Raw genomic sequence first — 17,394 nt, 5'->3', positions numbered from 1 at the left:
GCCTGCGGCAGCGCCCCCGCCCGGCCCAACGCTTTTCAGGGAACCTCCGGTTCATTGAAAAGGGGCGGGAGTGCCCCGGATTTTGCTATCCGTCAAACCGGAGGCGTAATGTTTATGGGGCTGCGCCCTAGGCTGCCAGCCGGGCGGAGTTCTCGCTGATATAGGCATCCACCGCAGCGCGCTGCGCCTCGTCCAGCCGCAGGCCGAGCTTGGTGCGGCGCCACAGGTAGTCGTCGCCTGCGCGCACCCATTCGCGGGCAATTGCCCAGTCAAGCTCGCGGGTGGTGATGGTGGCGCCGAAGTCCTGGCCCAGATCACCGGCGGATTTGGCATCGCCCAGCACCTCCCAGGCCTCCAGCCCGTAAGCGCGGATCAGCCGGGCCGCCCAATAGGGCGTCAGGAAAGGGTATTCCGTGGCGAGCCGGGTTTTCAGCTTTTCCACATCCGTCACCGGGAAATCACCGCCCGGCAGGGCCGCGCCTGCGGTCCAGTCCGCGGGCAGCTGCGGGAAGACTTCACCGATCTTCGCCAGCGCCGCCTCGGCCAGCTTGCGGTAGGTGGTGATCTTGCCGCCAAAGACATTCAAGAGCGGCGCCTGCGCCTGATCCAGTGTCAGCACATACTCGCGGGTCGCCGCAGTGGCGGAGCTGGCGCCGTCGTCATAGAGCGGGCGGACACCGGAATAGGTCCAGGCAATATCCTCGCGGCGCAGCGGCTGCTCGAAATATTGCGACGCGAAATCAATCAGGTAGTCCTGTTCGGTCTCGGTGCATTCAGGCGCCGTGTCCGGGTCGGGATGGTCGGCGTCGGTGGTGCCGATCAGGGTGAAATCCTGCTCATAGGGGATGGCGAAGATGATCCGCCCGTCGGTGCCTTGGAAAAAGTAGCAGCGGCCATGATCGAACAGTTTCGGCACCACGATATGGCTGCCGCGCACCAGGCGGACGTTCTCGCGGCTGTTCTGGCCCAGCTTCTGGTGCAGCACGTCGGCAACCCACGGGCCGCCCGCGTTGATCAGCATTTTTGCGCGGCGCTGGTGGGTTTCGCCGCTGGCCTGATCCTGCAGCGTGATCACCCAGTGGTCCGCATGGCGCTCCGCTGACAGCACTTTGGTCCGGGTCAGGATTTCGGCACCGCGGGCTTGTGCATCGCGGGCGTTCAGCACCACCAGCCGGGCGTCCTCGATCCAGCAGTCGGAATACTCAAAGGCGGTCTTGAACTTGCTTTTCAACGGCCGGCCCGCCGGGTCGGCTGCCAGGTCCAGCTTGGCGGTGCCGGGCAGGATGCCGCGTTTACCCAGGCTGTCGTACAGAAACAACCCCAGCCGGATCAGCCAGGCCGGGCGGCGGCCTTTCATCCAGGGCATGAAGGTCGTCAGCAGCTTGGACGTCGGCGTCTCGCTGTCGAACCGCATGTCCTTGTGGAAGGGCAGCACAAACCGCATCGGCCAGGAAATATGCGGCATCGCCTTCAGCAGCACCTCGCGTTCGATCAGCGCTTCGCGGACCAGGCGGAACTCGAAATACTCCAGATAGCGCAAGCCACCGTGGAACAGTTTGGTCGAGGCCGAGGAGGTGGCGGAGGCGAGGTCGTTCATCTCGGCCAAGGTCACCGAGAGGCCGCGGCCAGCCGCGTCGCGGGCGATGCCGCAGCCGTTGATGCCGCCGCCGATGATGAAGAGGTCCGTGACAGGTGTATCAGTCATTTTCGCTGCTTTCGTTTTGTCCTGCGGTGAGGATCCTTGTACCCGCCGCCTGTGCGGCCTGGGCGAATTCTGCCGGTACGGGGCGGTCGGTGATGACAACATCCAGATCTGCTGCATCGCAGATCCGCACCGGGGCGGAGCGGTCGAACTTGCTGCCGTCGCAGACCAGCACCTTCTGCCGTGCGTTTTTCAGGATTGCACGGGCGACAGATACCTCGCGGGCATCGTGATCCATCACCGCGCCGTCGGCATCCAAAGCCGAGGCGCCGATAACCGCAAAATCCACCTTGTAGCGGGAGAAGAACTCCACCGCGTCCTCGCCAACGATGGCGCCATCGCTTTGCCGCACGGTGCCGCCGGCCAGGATCAGCTCCTTTGCCTGTCCACCCATCATCATATTGATAATGTTGATGTTGTTGGAAATCACCGTCAGGCCGCTGTGGCCGGAAAGGGCCCGGGCAACCTGTTCGGTGGAGGTGCCGATGTTGAGCGAAAGCGAGCAATTGTCGGGGATCAGCTCAGCGGCCATGGCTGCCATCGCCAGCTTGTTGCCCGCGTTCAGCTTGCGGCGGTCCTCATAGCCTTGGCTGGCAGCGGTGCTGACCCGGACGGCACCGCCGTGCACACGGGACAGGGCGCCGCGTGCCGACAGGTCGCGCAGGTCGGCGCGCACCGTTTGCAGAGAGACGCCAAAGCGCCGGGAAAGATCCTCGACCTCGACCCGGTCCTGCTGGTTCAGCAGGGAGACGATTTCGTTCTGACGGCCAATGGCATCCATTTGCTTTCCTTTCGCTGCGATTCTCTAGCGCATCAGGCGGGGAGAGTCACGATTCATTTTCGTTTTGATTTCGTGAATGCTGAAAACGAAAAAGCGCGCCTGGTGCGGCGCGCTTTGGCTGGTTCAGAAACGGGCTGGATCAGCTGAGCGGAATCAGGTGGTTGTCCCAGGCCAGATCCGCGCGGTGCAGCGGGTGCAGGCCAATGTCTGAAACCGAGAAGAGACGGCCGGTTCCGGTGCTGGCGGTGAACCCTGCGGCAGAGGGGGCAAGCCCGCAGACATCTGCCATCCTGTGCTCCTGCAGCAGGGTGCCGGAAACCGTATCCATCACTTGCAGCACCCCGCCGCGCGGCGAGGTGACGCCAATGTGCGATCCATCCGCGGAAAAGGCGATAGAGCCGCCGTAGCCCTGCATGTTCAGGATGCGGGGGTCGTCCTCAGTCAAAAGGCGCGCCGGGCCGCCGGGATGGTGCAGGCCTGCGGTGGGGACTTGTTCCCCCAGATCACCTTGCCACTGCATGGCAAAACCCACGGTGCCATCCGCGCGCATAGCCAGGTGGCGGATCGAGTTCAGATGCAGTTCCCGCGGCAGCTCCAGCTGCTCTTGCAGGGTGCCGTCGAAGTTCAGGTAACTGAGGTTCGGACGCATATCGGGCAGGTTCAGCTTGGCACGGCCGCTGTCGGGGTGGGTCTCGATACCGCCATTGGCCACCACAAGCCCCGGCGCGTCCCGGCGCAGCAGCATATCATGAGGGCCGATGCCGCCGGAACTGAAGGAGGTCAGGCGGCGGTAGCCGTTTGCCGCGTCCCAGACGCCGATCACGCCGCGGGCGTTTTCATAGTCATTTTCGGTTGTGAACAGGCGGCTGCCATCAGGTGAACACACCCCATGACCATAGAAATGATGGCCCGCGGGCGGCTGCAACCGGGCAATGGCGGCGCCGCTGCGGCAGTCGATCACATCGGCAAAGCGGCCCGGGCGGCGGGCAAAGGCCACCGCCTCGGGGCGCACCGGGTGGGCTGCCGCGGCATGGCCGCGGGCGGGCAGGGGGTGGCGGAACAGGATCTCGCCGCTGGCGTTCAGGCCTGCGAGCAGGAAATCCCCGCTGGCGTTTTTGCCTGCCGACAGGAAAGCCGGGCTGCCTGCGCTGGCCCAAGTGGTTTGCGGGGCAAGGCTTGCGGCGAGAAGGCCGGTCAGAAATCCGCGGCGGGAGGTCATGGTGCTTCCTTTCCTTAGTCGCCGTCCAGCGCGTTGAAACCGGCCGCGACGCCCAGTGCGGGGCCCAGTTCATCAGCCATCAGGCCGCGCAGGTCCTTGACCTCCTGCTGCAGCGATTCGATGCGGAAGCGGCTGGCGGGATCGGCCACGCCGGCAAAGACCGGGTCATCGAGGGTTTCCGCCTTCTTACGGGCCTTGGCAAAACCTGCGGTGATCTTGGCCTGCAGCTCCGGGTTGCTGTCCGCCAAGGCCAGCGCCAGCGGCTCCATAGCGTTGAGCGAGACCAGCACATGGCGCAGGCTGCGCCCCGAGCGGCGGGCCTCGGCACGATTCGGGCGGGGCCTGTCATAGGTGCCCAAGGGGCGGCCCAGGCGCATGTCGTCCAGCACCTGCAGTCCGGTCGTCAGCGCTTTCAGCAGCTCCTGGGTGATTTCATCCTCGCTGCGATAGCGGTTTTTCGGCGCGCGCATTTCGGTGGTGAAGGTTTCGGCCCAGTCCATGGCGATGGCTTGCGCAGTTGCGGCAATGCCGGTGCTGATGGCGCGGGTCAGGGCACAGCGGTAGTCCGCGCTGCCCGCGGTGGATAGGTCCGGATCATAGAGCAGGAATTCCAGCGCATAAAACCCGCGGGCGGCTATGGAGTGGGTGGCGAAATTATCCGGGTTTCTGATACCTTCATCCTCGCTGCGGATCAGATTGGCCAGCGCCTTGGGCGTCTTGCTGCGGCTGTCGGGCCAGAATGCCAGCGCAAAGGCGCGGCTGTCCGTTTCCGTCGGACCAAAGCGGTAGTGGCTGGCGGCGATCCAAGCGTCGAAGGCTTCGCCATAGGCCGCGCGCAGGCCTGCGGAATGCGGGGTGCAATCGGCTTGGGCGGCATCGGCCAGCGCAGCCGCATCCGCCGCCAGCTCCTCAAAGGCCGGCAGGATCAGCTGGTCTGTGATATTGCTGGTCAGCTCCGAGGCAGCCGCTGGCGCAGCGGCCAAGGCGAGGGTCATAGCAAGGGCGCGCATCAGAGGCTCTCTAGGAAAGAAATCAGGGCGGCGCGGTCCTGCGGCGGCAGTTTCACGATACGGGTTTTCGCGGGTTCTGCCTCGCCGCCATGCCACAGGATGGCCTCCAGCAGGGTACGGGCGCGGCCGTCGTGCAGGAAGGTGGCGCGCGGTGACACCTGCTGTGTCAAGCCAATGCCCCATAGCGGCGCAGTGCGCCATTCGCGCCCCGTGGCGCGGGCTTCGGGGCGGTTGTCGGCCAGGCCTTCGCCCATGTCATGCAGCAACAGGTCGGAATAGGGCCAAATCAGCTGAAAGCTCTGCTCCGGGCGGTCAGTCAGCCGGTGGGTCACATATTTTGGCACATGGCAGGATGCGCAGCCGCTATCATAAAACACCTGCTTGCCGCGCAGAACCTGCGGGTCGCCGGTGCTGCGCCGGGCAGGCACGCCCAGGTTTCGGCTGTAGAAGGTGACCAGATCCATATTCGGCTGGTCGATCTCGGTTTCACGGGAATCACCGCCACCGTGCGGGGCCGTCTGGCAGGCGGTCTGCCGGTCCGTGCATTCTCCTGCATGGGCAGGGAACAGCGGGGTGGAGATGCCGATGTCACCGGCAAAAGCGCCTGCGGATTGCTCATGCACGGTTGGGGAACCTGCCTTCAGCCCAAAGCGGCCCAGCATGATCTGCTCGAACTCCCGCGACCAGACCAGATTGGCGCGGCCTGAGATGCCGTCGCCATCTGCGTCACCCTCATCCGCATGGGCCAGGATGTCGGCTGTCGGGATCGCCTCCAAGAGGCCCAGGCCGATCATCGGCGGCGCGACCCGGGGGGAGAGCATGGCGCCCTCGGCCAGCGGGCCGTAGCCGAGATTGGCGGCAGTATAGCTGGGGCGGCGAAGGGTGGCAGTCTCGCCGCCGTTCAGGGCAACCTCGAATTCCTCATATTCGACCTGCAGCTTGTACTCCGGCGCGATGCCGGGGGCAGAGAAATCCTGCAGCTGGCTGCCGTAGTGCGGATCGGGGACCGTGCCGATGTAATCGGTGATCTCCTGCAGCTCCGGCGGCACCGGGCCGGGCACAGACACCCGCAGGAACATGGTGGTGGCGGCATAATCCGGCTGCTCCGGCACATGGCCGCGGCCGTCTTTCAGGTGGCAGCGCTGGCAGGAGCGGGCGTTATAGAGCGGCCCCAGCCCGTCGGAGGCCTTGGTCGAAGCGGGTGAGAACACCCAGATTTTCTTGAACAATCCGTTGCCCAGCTTGAACTCCAGCTCCTGCTCGAAGCTGAGGTTGGCGGAATGCTGCGAGAACGCCTCGTCATCGGTGCGGGCGCGCACCGTTGCGGCGCCTGCGGGCAGGTCTTCGAACCGCTCCGGCGCGGAGAAATCCGTTGCGGGCGCGGTCACGCCGGCAATCCGGGCGCGTTCGGCATCGCTGCGGGGCAGGGGGGAGAGATGCGGCTCGGCCTGGTATTTGCTGGCCAGGTCCAGCGCCGCAAGCGGGGTGGCCGCCGCAAGCGCGGCAGCCAGAGCAATCTTAGTCTTCAACCTCTGCCATCTTGGTGGCGTTGAGCTGGGCATAGTTTTCGGCACCGATCCGGTCATGCAGTTCAAGCTGCGTTTCGAGGAAGTCGATATGGCCTTCTTCATCCGCCATCAGGTCTTCAAAGAGCTTTTGGGAGACGTAGTCGCCGGCTTTGTTGCAGACATCGCGGGCGTCTTTGTACAGCGCGCGGGCATCCACTTCGGCGGCAAGGTCGCATTCGAGGGTTTCTTTCGGCGTCTGGCCGATCCGCAGCGGGTCAAGCTTTTGCAGGTTCGGGTGGCCGCCGAGGAACAAAATCCTTTCAATCAATTTGTCCGCGTGCTGCATCTCTTCGATGCTTTCCTCGCGGCTTTTCTTGGCCATGCTGCCCAGGCCCCAATCGTCCTGCAGCCGGTAATGCAGCCAGTACTGGCTGACGGCCGTCAGCTCATGGCGCAGCGCTTTGTTGAGATAGTCGATAACCTTGGGGTCGCCCTGCATAATGTTTCTCCTGAATTGATGCCGCGCGCAAATTCGTAAGCTGCGCAGGTACTTCCAGCTTACTGCTGGACCGCATCGTGTCGAGGAAAAGCGGCATGCAGCCGCCGCAATCGGCGGTTTTCCCCAGGGCGTGATAAATCTTGCCAGGGGTGATTATCGTTTCGGGGTCGGCGCTTCGCATCCAGTCGATGGCCGCGCGGATGTCATGGTCCGATATTTGCGTGCAGTGGCAAACAATCATGCTGCTGCGTCCTTACCCTTTGGCGCAAAAGGCCAAGTGATTCCGTTGGGAAATATATCCGACAGAAATGCTGGGGTTTCAAGGGTTATTCATACTAAAATACTTGGGAATGGGGCGGCGGGCGGCAACCCGCTTGCAAAAAGGGGCCGCGCGAAACGCAGCCCCCTAGTGCGGTGGAGTTCAGGGGAATCCAAACGTCACCAAGGGAAAATTCAGGCGCCCAGCGGGATGATCAGGTTCACACCCAGAACGGTGCTTTTGGTGCCGGCTTCGTCCACGCGGGCGATGCCGCCGCCGATGGTGGCGCCGCTTTGAAATTCGTAATCGGCGCCAATAGTGATCAGGTCGGTCTCGCCCGCGCTGTCCAGATCGCGGTGCACCAGGCCGCCCGACAGGGTGACGCTGCCGATGGTATAGGCGCCGGTCAGAGTGGCATACAGCCCATCGTCGGCAGAGCCGCCGGCGTTGGAGAAGGCGGCCACTTCACCATATACGTCGAAACCGCCGTCGAAAGAATGCGCGAGGCCGGCCACGAAACCCTGCTCGTCATCAACGTCGCCTGCACCGGCGCTCAGATGGCGCGCGCCGATGTGGTAGCGGGTATCACCGGCTTCCTGGCTCCACTGGATGGCAAAGTTGTCGAGATTTCCGGTGTTGCCTGCACCGCCGTCCGCGGTGGAGGTGCGGCCGCGGTCATAGCCGACAGAACGGCTGAGGCCGGAATCATCGGCGTAGAACACGCCAAAGGACAGGGTGCCCGCGCCGCTCAGTTCGACATCGGCCAGGATGCCGATTTGCTCAACCAGTTCATAGTCCTCGGCGATGGAGCTGCCGAAGTAACCCGCCGCGTCGTCCCAGGCAGTGCCGAAGACAGGCGCGAGTTTACCCACCGAAACGGTGGTGTATTCGCCGATGCCAAAGGAGACGCCCAGTTCTTCGATATAGACGCCCATATCGTCAAAGGTGCGGTCATCGGCGGCATCGGTCAGCGATTCTGCGGTGACGGTGGCAAACAGCTCGACGCCGTTGCCAAAGCTATATGCGCCGGAGGCGGTGATCACGGCAAAGGTGTCGCGGATCTCGGCAGTTGCGTCATCAGAGGAGACGACGCTTTCATTGGCGATCTCGATCTCGCCTTCCCAGCTGAAGCCCTGGGCCAGGGCGGAGTTTGCGCACAGGAAGACGGGGGCGCTGAGGGCCAGCGCCGCGGAAGTTTTGATTTTCATGGGGAGTTCTTCTTTCTGCTGAGGGGCCAGGCCGCTAACGGCAGCCGGGCCCCGTCATATTGATTCTGTTATGTTATTACGTAACAGCATCTTATTCGAAGACTGCCGAGGGGTTGTCAAGGCTGTCGGAACCTTCGATCGCGACACCGTCCAGTTTCAGCGTGGCCACGACACGCTCGATCGAGCGGGTCTGGTCGATCAGGCCGTTGACGCCGCCCATCACCAGCGCTTCGCCGGCTGTGTTGCCCTGGGCCAGCATCTGGTCATATGACAGGCCCGCCTCCGCTGCGGTCTTGATGCGGCCAAGCGCCTGCATGGTGGTCGACAGCTTGCCGCGCATCTCGGCGTCCAGGTCCGCGTCCTTGGCAGCAACCAGATCGGACAGCGACGCACCCGAGACCAGTTCGCCGTTCACCCGCACGTATTCGCCCAGATAAACGTTCTGCACACCCAGCCCGTCGTAGTAGTGGCTGTTGTGGGTGTTGTCGGAGAAGCAGTCATGCTCTTCCTCCGGGTCGTTCAGCATCAGGCCCAGGCGCATCCGCTCGCCGGCCTGTTCGCCATAGGACAGCGAGCCCATGCCGGTCAGCATCGCGGTGATGCCGGCGCTTTCATCCGCCAGCAGCGCGCTGCGGGCTTCTCCGCTCTCGCCCCACTGGGCGGTGATCCACTCGAGGTCGGAGATCAGCAGCTCGGTTGCGGCCTGCAGGTATTCGCCGCGGCGCGCGCAGTTGCCGCCGGTGCAATCGTCACCCGACGCGTAGTCGGTCCAGGGGCGGTCGCCCGCGCCATGTTCGGTGCCCTTCAGGTCCTGGCCCCACAGCAGGAATTCGATTGCGTGATAGCCGGTGGCCACATTGGCCTCGACCCCGTCAGCCTCATGCAGGGCGCCTTCCAGCAGTTCGGGCGTGATCTTGGCGGCGTCGATCACCTTGCCCGACAGCTCAAAGCTGGGGTTGGCGATCACATTGAGCGCCGCAAGGGTGTTTTCGTCGCTCGGCCCGCCATAGGAGGCGTCGACATAGTCGATCAGGCCCTCGTCCAGCGGCCAGGCGTTCACCTTGCCTTCCCAGTCATCGACGATGGAATTGCCGAACCGGAACACCTCAGACTGCTGGTAAGGAACCCGGGCCGCGATCCAGGCGGCGCGTGCAGCTTCCAGGTTCTCGGCCGAGGGGTGCGCGACCAGCGTGTCGACAGCTGCCTTCAGCACCTTCGCGGTGGCCAGGCTGTCCTGGTACTTGGCCTCAGCGATATTGGCGTAGTTGGTCAGAACTGCGGCCTTGTCGGCGGCAAAGGCTGTGGTGGCGCCAAAGGCGAGACCAGCGAGGGCAGTGCCCGTGAGAAACAGGGATTTCATCAGCTAAGTCCTTGGTTGCTGTAGAATTCAATGAAGAGTTGCGGTTGCGGGCCGGGTCTGCTGCTGGGGCAGATGCGGGGTCATGATCTGCTGCAAAAGCAGGCCGCAGTCAGATGCAAGCTGTGTCAGCTCCTGCGCCTTGCGCGGGGTGACGATCAGTGACGCCAGAATATGCGCGTCATCGTCCTGGCCCTCGGCCGCCGAAGCCAGAAGGTTGGCGAAACAATTCTCATCTGCGCCGAGGCATTTGCAGGTCATTCCGTGGCGCACCAGCGGGCGGCGGCCGTGGGTGGCGCAGAAGTTGCAGAGGAAACCGAAGGCCTCAAAGGCGGCTTCGGCCATTTCCGGGCCGAAATTCACCTCGAAGTCGCGGCGCATCTGCGCCCGGGTCTCGGAGCCGGAGAACCAGTGGCGCAGATAGATCACGGCGCCGACTTCCAGCGGCGGCAGATCGGACAGGGTGCCGACGGTCACGCCGCCGCGGGGCGTCTTGTGCGCGGTGCTCATCTGCGGCGCCTTACTTGGTCAGGATCAGCTTGCCTGCGCGGGTGATGCGCAGCGAATAGATCTGGCCATTGAGCAGAATACGGGCCTGCACGCCGCCGCGGGTCAGATCCTCGGCGTGGTAGGTGGGGAATACTTCGGTGGTTGCGGTGGTGGGCACCGGCTTGGAGGCTATCTGGTTCATGACTTCCGCCCATTGCTGAATTCCGCCCTGTCCAGGATCCATTCCAGACAGAAGCCGGACAGAGCGCCGGAAGGGGCAAAGACCTGCGGCCACAATTGGCGCATGTCCTCTGCTTCCGGTTCTTTGACGTGGGGGCCGCGCAGGCGGCTGTCTCCGTTCGGCATGGTGGCGATCTCGATTGAATAACGTCACTCGGGCTCGCCTGAACCGAGTCAGGCTGGCTGGACTGCTGCATTCCTGAATTATTCACTCAGGTATGTCAATCTGAGTTTTTTAGTAAGAATTAATTTTTATGGCCTGCCAAGGAGATGAGGCAAAAGAAAAGGCCGCCCGGTGGGGCGGCCTTGGGAAGTTTCTATGCTGCAGAGCTTAGCTGCGGGTGCCGGAGAAGCGCTCTTGCCACTCCTCGCGCTGCTCGTCGGTGATCTTGGCAAAGAGCACGTCCGGCACGGTAAAGCCGTGGCCTGCGGGCAGAGCGGAGAGCGCCGCTGCCACGTCCTCGGGCCAGCTGCGGTCGTCCGAATTCAGCGCCGCCATCAGTTTGTCGCTGGCCTGCGGGATGAAGGGTGCGGACAGTACCGCGTAAAGGCGGATCAGGTTCAGGCCCAGGCGCACCTGCGCGGCGGCGCGTTCGGGGTCTTCCTTGAACACCGACCAGGGCGCGGCGGACTGCAGGTATTCGTTGCCGGCCACCCAGATCGCCCGCAGCTCCTGCGCCGATTTGCGGACCTCCATCGCTTCCATATGGCCCTCATAGGCGCGGATGCGGGTGGTCAGCTCGGCGATCAACGCCTGCTCCTGTTCGCCGTATGCGCCGCCTGCCGGAACCTCTTCACCGAATTTGGAGCGGCAGAACTTGGTGATGCGGCTGACGAAATTGCCCAGCACGTCGGCCAGGTCCTTGTTCACCGACTGCTGGAAGTTCTCCCAGGTGAATTCAGAATCCGAGCTTTCCGGCGCGTGGCTCAGCAGCCACCAGCGCCAATAGTCCGCGGGCAGGATCTCCAGCGCCTGGTCCATGAAGACGCCGCGCCCCTGCGAAGTGGAGAACTGGCCGCCGTCATAGTTCAGGTAGTTGAAAGACTTCAGGTGGTCGACCATCTTCCACGGCTCGCCGGAGCCGAGGATGGTGGCCGGGAACGACAGGGTGTGGAACGGCACGTTGTCCTTGCCCATGAACTGGACGTATTTCACTTCCTCGGCGCCCTTGTCGGTGCGCCACCAGCGCTGCCAGTCGGCGTCGGTCTTGCCGTTGGCATCGGCCCATTCGCGGGAGGCGGCGATGTATTCGATGGGGGCGTCAAACCAGACGTAGAAGACCTTGCCCTCCATCCCCGGCCAGTCCTCGTCGCCTTTCTTGACCGGCACGCCCCAGTCCAGATCGCGGGTGATGCCGCGGTCCTGCAGCCCGTCGCCGTCATGCAGCCACTTCTTGGCGATCGAGGTGGTTAGCACCGGCCAGTCGTGTTTGCTGTCGATCCAGGCGTCCAGCTGGTCCTTCAGCTGCGACTGGCACAGGTACAGGTGCTTGGTCTCGCGCACTTCCAGGTCGGTGGAGCCGGACACAGCCGAGCGCGGGTTGATCAGGTCGGTCGGGTCCAGCTGCTTGGTGCATTCCTCGCACTGGTCGCCGCGGGCCTTTTCATAGCCGCAGTTGGGGCAGGTGCCCTCGATGTAACGGTCCGGCAGGAACCGGCCGTCGGCGTTGGAATAGACCTGCTTCTCGGTCACTTCACGGATCAGGCCCGCCTCGGCCAGCTTGCCTGCGAAATGCTGGGTCAGCGCGTGGTTCTGCGGGCTGGAGGAGCGGCCGAAATGGTCGAACGACAGGGCAAAGCCCTTGGCGATCTCCGACTGGATGCCATGCATCTCGGCGCAGTATTCCGCCACCGGCTTGTCCGCCTTGGCGGCGGCCAGTTCGGCGGGCGTGCCGTGCTCGTCGGTGGCGCAGAGGAACATCACCTCATTGCCGCGTCCGCGCTGGAACCGGGCGTAAAGGTCGGCCGGCAGCTGCGAGCCCACCAGGTTGCCCAGATGCTTGATCCCGTTGATGTAGGGGATTGCCGAGGTGATCAGAATGCGTGCCATGCCATCCATCCAGGTAATGCGTCAAAGGCCCGTCTAACCTATGCGGCGGGCGGCGGGAACCCCGTGTGCCGAAATCGAGGGAAATAGGAGATGCGGCGTTAGTTCCCGCTTGATCCTGCATGAGGGCTGGCGCACTCATGGGTTGAGAGTTTCCAATTTAAACCCTTGAAACGTCACGAGGGCGTTACCACATGTTTTGTATACCAATGCATACAATTGAGGGGCAATTCATCGGTGTTTGACTTTCTGCTTGATGGTGCCTTTGCGCCGTTTTCCCTTGCTTTGGCGCTGCTGGGCGGTCTGGCAGTGCTGGAGCTGGCGGCGCTCTTGCTGGGCGGCAGCCTGATCGGCAGCGACGGCGATGCGGGGCTGGACGCGGCAGAGGGTGCTGACCTCGGCGAGTTTCCGGATGCTGGCGACCTGGGGGACCTGGGCGCCGATGCCGCTGCGGATGCATTGGGCGATCTGGGAGACATTGACCTCGCGGATATCGACGGGGCAGAGGCATTGGACAATGCCGGAGCGGCGGATGCCGCGGGCGGCCTGGCGTCCTGGCTTGGGCTGGGACGGATGCCGACGCTGATCTGGCTGGCCGCTTTGCTGATGGGTTTCGGCCTCAGCGGCATTGGCCTGCAGATGGTGCTGAAATCCTATCTGGGGTTTGCCGCACCTGCCTGGATGGCGGGGCTGCCGGCCGGGGCCTTTGGCCTGTGGTTTGCGCGCGGCTTTGGCGGGGTCTTTGCCCGTCTCTTGCCGCAGACCGAGACCGAGGCGCTGTCGATGCGCAGCCTGGGCCGCCGACGCGGGGTGATCACCCAGGGCACCGCGGCGCAGGGCCGCCCGGCCGAGGTGCGCGTCACGGATGGCTACGGAAATGCCCACTACTTGCGCGCCGAACCCTTTGCCGCGGGCGAGGTGCTGGCCCAGGGCACCGAAGTGCTGGTGATGCGCGACCGCCGCAAGGATCGTTTCGTGCTGATCCCGCTGTCGGAGTGACACGCCGGACAACATGGTCCGGCACCTGAAACCAAAACTGAAAAATCCTATTATCCAAGGAGGTATTCCGCATGGAATTTCAATTCATGCTCATTGTGGTGGTGAGCGCTCTTGTCTTTCTTCTGATCTTCGGCCTGGTGCTGGGCCGTCTCTACCGCCGGGCGACCCGCGAAATCAGCCTGGTGAAAACCGGTGCGGGCGGCAAAAAGGTCATCATGGACGGGGGCACCATCATCGTGCCGCTGCTGCATGAGGTGAGCCCGGTCAACATGAAAACCCTGCGCCTGGAGGTGAAACGCGACGGCGACGCGGCACTGATCACCCAGGACCGGATGCGGGTGGATGTGGGGGTCGAGTTCTATGTCTCGGTGATGGCCACGGCAGAGGGTATTGCCCGTGCGGCCCAGACCCTGGGCGGGCGCACCTTTGATGTGGAGCAGCTGCGCGAGATGATCGAGGGCAAGCTGATCGACGGCTTGCGCGCAGTTGCGGCGCAGATGACCATGGACGGGCTGCACGAGAAACGGGCTGACTTTGTGCAAGAGGTGCAGAATGCGGTCTCCGAGGATTTGCTGAAGAACGGCTTGTCTTTGGAATCCGTTTCGCTGACCGCGCTGGACCAGACCCCGTTTGAGGCGCTGGACGAAAACAACGCCTTTAACGCCGTGGGGATGCGCAAGCTGGCGGAGGTGATTGCCACCTCCAAGAAGGAGCGCGCCCAGATTGACGCCGAGGCCGAGGTGGCCGTGCGCCGGGCCGCGATGGAGGCAGAGCGCCAGCGCCTGTCCATCGAGCAGGACGAGGAGCAGGCCAAGATCGAGCAGGCGCAGCAGATCGAAACCATGAAGGCGGCGCAGGAGGCCGAGGTGGCCCAGCGGCGCGAGGATTCGATGCGCGAAACCGAACGGGCGCGGATTGCCCGCGAGGAGGCCATCCGCTCGGCTGAGATCGCCCGCGAGGGGAAAATCCGCGACGCCGAGATTGCCAAGGAACGTTCGGTCCGCGAGGCAGAGATCGCCAAGGAGCGTGAGCTGGAAGTGGCCGAGCAGGAGCGTCAGATCATCATCCAGCAGAAATCCGAAGAAGAGAGCCGGGCGCGGGCCTCTGCTGATCTGGCACGGGCCGAGGCGACCAAGGCAACCGAGGCAGTGGCAACCGCCCGCGAGGTGGCCGAGGCCGAGCGTCAGAAGCAGATCACCCTGATCGAGGCCACCCGCGAGGCCGAACGCCAGGCCACCGGCATCCGTCTGGCCGCGCAGGCGGAGAAGGAAGCCGCGGCCGACCGCGCCGAAGCCCGCCGCGAGGAGGCCCAGGCCGAGGCCGATGCGCTCAACATCCGGGCCGAGGCCAAGAAGAACGACATGCTGGCCGAAGCGGAAGGCAAGCGCGCGATTGTCGATGCCGAAAATGCGCTGTCGGGTGAGCTGATCCGGATGAAGGTCGACCTGGCCCGGATCGAGGCGATGCCCGCGATCATCACCGAGATGGTGAAACCGGCGGAGAAGATCGACTCGATCAAGATCCACCAGGTGAGCGGCATCGGTGCCGGTGCGCCCTATACCGCAGCAGGCGCCGGCCATGGCGCCGAAAAGCCGGTGGTGAACCAGGCGCTCGACTCGATCATGGGCATGGCGGTGCAGATGCCCGCGCTCAAGAAACTGGGCGAGGAGCTGGGCCTGTCGATGGAAAACGGTGTCAGCGGCGTCGCCAGCCAGGCGCTGGGCGTGGAGCCGGAGGCGGCAGAGGTGCCGCTTCTGAATGGCGCGGCGGAACCGGAGGCGGAGGCGGATGAATCCGCGGCTGCCCAAAACTGAGCAGCAGTCTCTCTGAGTGATCAGGAAGGGCCGGAAATTCCGGCCCTTTTTGCATGTGTAAACAGACTCTTAAAGGGTCAGAACTGTTGCCTGAATGTTTCGCGCGCGAAACATTTGGTCAAGGGTGCTGACCTTTTTACCGCCTCTCGCGCGAGCGCTTCAGCAGGCGGCCGATGGTGAAGGAGGTGCGCGGCGCATAGACATAGCTGGTGCGCTCTTCCGGGGTGGCGCGGACTTTCATCCGGCTGAGGCCGAAGACGATCAGCAGCACATGGCCGCAGGCGACATAGGCAAAGAGGGCCGGCGGGCCGTAGGCCTCGATCAGGGCCGAAGAGACATAGGGCGATGCGATGGCGCCAAGCGCGTACCAGAACATCAGGGCGGCCGACAGCTCGACCCGTTCGGCAGAGGTGGCAAAGTCGTTGGCGTGGGCGGCAGAGACCGAGAAGATCGGGAAGGTTGTGAAACCGAAGAAGCCGGCCGCCAGCATCACGCCCAGGGTGCCGGTGCCGCTGGCCGCCATGGTGATGGCGCAGCTGAGGATGGCGACGCCCGACAGCCAGATCAGCACCCAGCGGCGGTCGTATTTGTCGGCGAGCCAGCCCATCGGGTATTGCGCCAGCGCACCGCCCGCCACAAAGGCCGCGAGGAAGAAGGCGATCTGATCCACCGCCAGGCCAACCTCCTGGCCATAGACCGGGCCGACCATCCGGAAGGAGGCGGAGCTGAGTGCGGCGACGATCACGCCTGCCACCGCCAGCGGAGAGCAGCGCCAGGCCAGCTTGGGGCGCAGCCGCGGGGCATTGGGGGTTTCCGGCTGGCTGGCCTTGGTCAGCGTCAGCGGCAGCAGCGCCGCGCAGCACAGAACCGCCAGCAGATTGTAGGACACATAGACCGCAGGCGGCAGCACCGCGATGATCAGCTGCGCGGCCAGCGAAGACCCCATGTCGACAATGCGGTAGGTGCCCATGGCGCGGCCGCGGTTCTCATTGGTAACCTTGGCGTTGAGCCAGGCCTCGATCACCGTGTAGGCGCCGGCGATACAGACACCGGAGGCAATCCGCATCGCGGCCCAGGCATAGGGGTTTTCGGTCAGGGTATGGCCAAGCAGGCCCATGGCGCCAAGCGCGGTGCAGACCGCAAAGGCGCGGGAATGGCCGACATTGCCCATCAGCCGCGGCGCCCACCAGCAGCCGATGAAAAAGCCGACGAAATGGCCGGTGCCCAAGAGGCCGATCTGGGTGGTGGTGAAGTTCAGGACCGAGCCGGAAATGGCATCCAGCGGGCCGACGCCTCCGGAAGACAGCTGCAGCAGGATGACGGACAGGAACAGGGCGGCAAAGGAAATGATCAGGCGCATAACGGCCCGACCATGACAGGCTGGGTTGGCATTGCCAGCCGGTTTCCGCCAAAGGGTGTCGTATTCTTGCGCAGCGGTGTTTTTTGGCACCGCAAGCCAGGGCGGGCCGCCGGGTCAGCCTGCCTGGCGTATCCTGGCCCGGATCGCAAGCGTCACCTGATCGGCGACCAGATCCGGATATCCGGTGGCGCCATAGGCGGCGCGGCTGAGCCGGCCAGAGAGGTGCACGTCCAATTCGCGCAGGTCATCCGGCGCGGTGCCGGGGCGGCGGTAGAGAGCGGCCTGCAGGGTGAGCGGCCTGGTGGTGCCGCGCAGGGTCAGATCGCCATGTATCTGCGCGCCGCCTGACAGCCGCCCCTCCGGCCCGAGGTGCACCCGGGTGGAGCGGAAGCGGATATCCGGGAAACGCGCGGTATCCAGAACGGCGGCGCTCTTCAGCGCTTCGGTGGCAAAGATCAGACCGGTGCGGGCCCGGCTGGCATTCAGGGTGATGTCCGCCTGGCTGCGGGTCAGGTTTTGCGGGTCGATGCGGATCCGGGCGGCCTTGACCGGCACCCGCCCGTTGTGCGGCTGGCCGCTGAGCAGGAAGGTGAAGCGCACATCGGTCGCCTCCGGCATCAGCCGGTAGGGCAGCGGCGCTGCTTGCAGCGCCAGCGGTGCCAGCAGGGCGGAGGCCGTCCAGCCGAGCAGCGTTCTGCGGTGCATCTGCCTTGTGTTCATGCGCGTTTCCCATCCGGATTGCCAGCTGTTGCCTGAGCCTATCCGGATTTGCCGCTTCTGGGCCTCACTTTCCCGCGTGCAGGCGTGAGGCGCGGGATCGGGGGGCGCTCCCGCCAGGCGGCGGCTTTTGGCAAAGCCTCTGCCTGTTGGGCCCGGCAGGGGGGGAGGGGCAAGGAGGGGTT

Annotated in this window: 16 protein-coding genes; 2 read left to right on the top strand and 14 right to left on the bottom strand. The window is 64.3% G+C overall.

All coding sequences use genetic code 11. The features are described from left to right. Positions 1 to 127: 127 nt before the first annotated feature. From glpD to metG, 12 genes are all read right to left on the bottom strand, one after another. A complete protein-coding gene (gene glpD / locus ACXAHG_RS22545; RefSeq protein WP_475060946.1) occupies positions 128 to 1,705 on the bottom strand; it encodes a glycerol-3-phosphate dehydrogenase in 1,578 nt (525 codons plus the stop codon). Continuing rightward, positions 1,698 to 2,483, bottom strand: coding sequence for a DeoR/GlpR family DNA-binding transcription regulator (locus tag ACXAHG_RS22540; protein WP_475044600.1), 786 nt, complete (start codon positions 2,481 to 2,483; stop codon positions 1,698 to 1,700). Before ACXAHG_RS22540 ends, glpD begins: the two co-directional genes overlap by 8 nt. Before the next feature lie 139 nt (positions 2,484 to 2,622). Continuing rightward, positions 2,623 to 3,702 carry a DUF1513 domain-containing protein gene (locus tag ACXAHG_RS22535; RefSeq protein ID WP_475044599.1) on the bottom strand — a complete coding sequence of 360 codons (1,080 nt, stop codon included), beginning with the start codon at positions 3,700 to 3,702 and terminating at the stop codon, positions 2,623 to 2,625. Between the two features lie 14 nt (positions 3,703 to 3,716). Further along, entirely contained in the window at positions 3,717 to 4,712 is a 996-nt protein-coding gene (locus ACXAHG_RS22530) for an imelysin family protein (protein WP_475060943.1), read from the bottom strand. Further along, positions 4,712 to 6,241 (bottom strand): di-heme oxidoreductase family protein, encoded by a 1,530-nt coding sequence (locus ACXAHG_RS22525; RefSeq protein WP_475060940.1) that lies wholly within the window; start codon positions 6,239 to 6,241, stop codon positions 4,712 to 4,714. The genes ACXAHG_RS22530 and ACXAHG_RS22525 overlap by 1 nt, the downstream gene beginning before the upstream one ends. After that, positions 6,231 to 6,719 carry a bacterioferritin gene (gene bfr, locus ACXAHG_RS22520; protein ID WP_475044595.1) on the bottom strand — a complete coding sequence of 163 codons (489 nt, stop codon included), beginning with the start codon at positions 6,717 to 6,719 and terminating at the stop codon, positions 6,231 to 6,233. The genes ACXAHG_RS22525 and bfr overlap by 11 nt, the downstream gene beginning before the upstream one ends. Further along, a complete protein-coding gene (locus ACXAHG_RS22515) occupies positions 6,667 to 6,960 on the bottom strand; it encodes a (2Fe-2S)-binding protein (RefSeq protein WP_475044593.1) in 294 nt (97 codons plus the stop codon). Before ACXAHG_RS22515 ends, bfr begins: the two co-directional genes overlap by 53 nt. Positions 6,961 to 7,172: 212 nt before the next feature. Next, on the bottom strand, positions 7,173 to 8,186 hold the full coding sequence (locus tag ACXAHG_RS22510) for a porin (protein ID WP_475060938.1): 1,014 nt from the start codon (positions 8,184 to 8,186) through the stop codon (positions 7,173 to 7,175). 91 nt (positions 8,187 to 8,277) lie between these two features. Next, positions 8,278 to 9,546: an imelysin family protein gene (locus tag ACXAHG_RS22505; protein ID WP_475060936.1), complete on the bottom strand. Its 1,269-nt coding sequence runs from the start codon at positions 9,544 to 9,546 to the stop codon at positions 8,278 to 8,280. Between the two features lie 27 nt (positions 9,547 to 9,573). Next, complete coding sequence (locus tag ACXAHG_RS22500) at positions 9,574 to 10,053, bottom strand: hypothetical protein (protein WP_475060933.1); 480 nt, start codon at positions 10,051 to 10,053, stop codon at positions 9,574 to 9,576. Between the two features lie 10 nt (positions 10,054 to 10,063). Beyond that, entirely contained in the window at positions 10,064 to 10,234 is a 171-nt protein-coding gene (hemP, locus tag ACXAHG_RS22495) for a hemin uptake protein HemP (RefSeq protein WP_008554566.1), read from the bottom strand. A 369-nt stretch (positions 10,235 to 10,603) separates the two neighbouring features. Continuing rightward, positions 10,604 to 12,322, bottom strand: a complete 1,719-nt coding sequence (gene metG, locus ACXAHG_RS22490; RefSeq protein ID WP_475060931.1) for a methionine--tRNA ligase — start codon at positions 12,320 to 12,322, stop codon at positions 10,604 to 10,606. Between the two features lie 234 nt (positions 12,323 to 12,556). Between metG and ACXAHG_RS22485 the strand changes: the two genes are divergently transcribed. Next, positions 12,557 to 13,318: an OB-fold-containig protein gene (locus ACXAHG_RS22485; protein ID WP_475060929.1), complete on the top strand. Its 762-nt coding sequence runs from the start codon at positions 12,557 to 12,559 to the stop codon at positions 13,316 to 13,318. 71 nt (positions 13,319 to 13,389) lie between these two features. Beyond that, a complete protein-coding gene (locus ACXAHG_RS22480; RefSeq protein WP_475060926.1) occupies positions 13,390 to 15,132 on the top strand; it encodes a flotillin family protein in 1,743 nt (580 codons plus the stop codon). Between the two features lie 136 nt (positions 15,133 to 15,268). On the opposite strand, the gene ACXAHG_RS22475 is transcribed toward ACXAHG_RS22480, so the two are convergent. Continuing rightward, complete coding sequence (locus ACXAHG_RS22475) at positions 15,269 to 16,492, bottom strand: MFS transporter (RefSeq protein WP_475044579.1); 1,224 nt, start codon at positions 16,490 to 16,492, stop codon at positions 15,269 to 15,271. A 114-nt stretch (positions 16,493 to 16,606) separates the two neighbouring features. Next, entirely contained in the window at positions 16,607 to 17,212 is a 606-nt protein-coding gene (locus ACXAHG_RS22470) for a YceI family protein (protein ID WP_475060923.1), read from the bottom strand. Between the last annotated feature and the right edge of the window lie 182 nt (positions 17,213 to 17,394).

The sequence above is a fragment of the Leisingera sp. ABD4_442 genome, assembly GCF_056160905.1.
The sequence above is the reverse complement of the archived record's forward strand: the minus strand, read 5'-3'. Positions and strand labels throughout refer to the sequence as shown.

Excerpts from the sequence above, each read along its gene's own strand:
- ACXAHG_RS22515 (WP_475044593.1), bottom strand. The coding sequence starts at position 6,960 with ATGATTGTTTGCCACTGCACGCAAATATCGGACCATGACATCCGCGCG.
- ACXAHG_RS22535 (WP_475044599.1), bottom strand. The coding sequence starts at position 3,702 with ATGACCTCCCGCCGCGGATTTCTGACCGGCCTTCTCGCCGCAAGCCTT.
- glpD (WP_475060946.1), bottom strand. The coding sequence starts at position 1,705 with ATGACTGATACACCTGTCACGGACCTCTTCATCATCGGCGGCGGCATC.
- bfr (WP_475044595.1), bottom strand. The coding sequence starts at position 6,719 with ATGCAGGGCGACCCCAAGGTTATCGACTATCTCAACAAAGCGCTGCGC.
- ACXAHG_RS22500 (WP_475060933.1), bottom strand. The coding sequence starts at position 10,053 with ATGAGCACCGCGCACAAGACGCCCCGCGGCGGCGTGACCGTCGGCACC.
- ACXAHG_RS22480 (WP_475060926.1), top strand. The coding sequence starts at position 13,390 with ATGGAATTTCAATTCATGCTCATTGTGGTGGTGAGCGCTCTTGTCTTT.
- ACXAHG_RS22530 (WP_475060943.1), bottom strand. The coding sequence starts at position 4,712 with ATGCGCGCCCTTGCTATGACCCTCGCCTTGGCCGCTGCGCCAGCGGCT.
- ACXAHG_RS22475 (WP_475044579.1), bottom strand. The coding sequence starts at position 16,492 with ATGCGCCTGATCATTTCCTTTGCCGCCCTGTTCCTGTCCGTCATCCTG.
- metG (WP_475060931.1), bottom strand. The coding sequence starts at position 12,322 with ATGGCACGCATTCTGATCACCTCGGCAATCCCCTACATCAACGGGATC.
- ACXAHG_RS22510 (WP_475060938.1), bottom strand. The coding sequence starts at position 8,186 with ATGAAAATCAAAACTTCCGCGGCGCTGGCCCTCAGCGCCCCCGTCTTC.
- ACXAHG_RS22540 (WP_475044600.1), bottom strand. The coding sequence starts at position 2,483 with ATGGATGCCATTGGCCGTCAGAACGAAATCGTCTCCCTGCTGAACCAG.
- ACXAHG_RS22505 (WP_475060936.1), bottom strand. The coding sequence starts at position 9,546 with ATGAAATCCCTGTTTCTCACGGGCACTGCCCTCGCTGGTCTCGCCTTT.
- ACXAHG_RS22470 (WP_475060923.1), bottom strand. The coding sequence starts at position 17,212 with ATGAACACAAGGCAGATGCACCGCAGAACGCTGCTCGGCTGGACGGCC.
- hemP (WP_008554566.1), bottom strand. The coding sequence starts at position 10,234 with ATGAACCAGATAGCCTCCAAGCCGGTGCCCACCACCGCAACCACCGAA.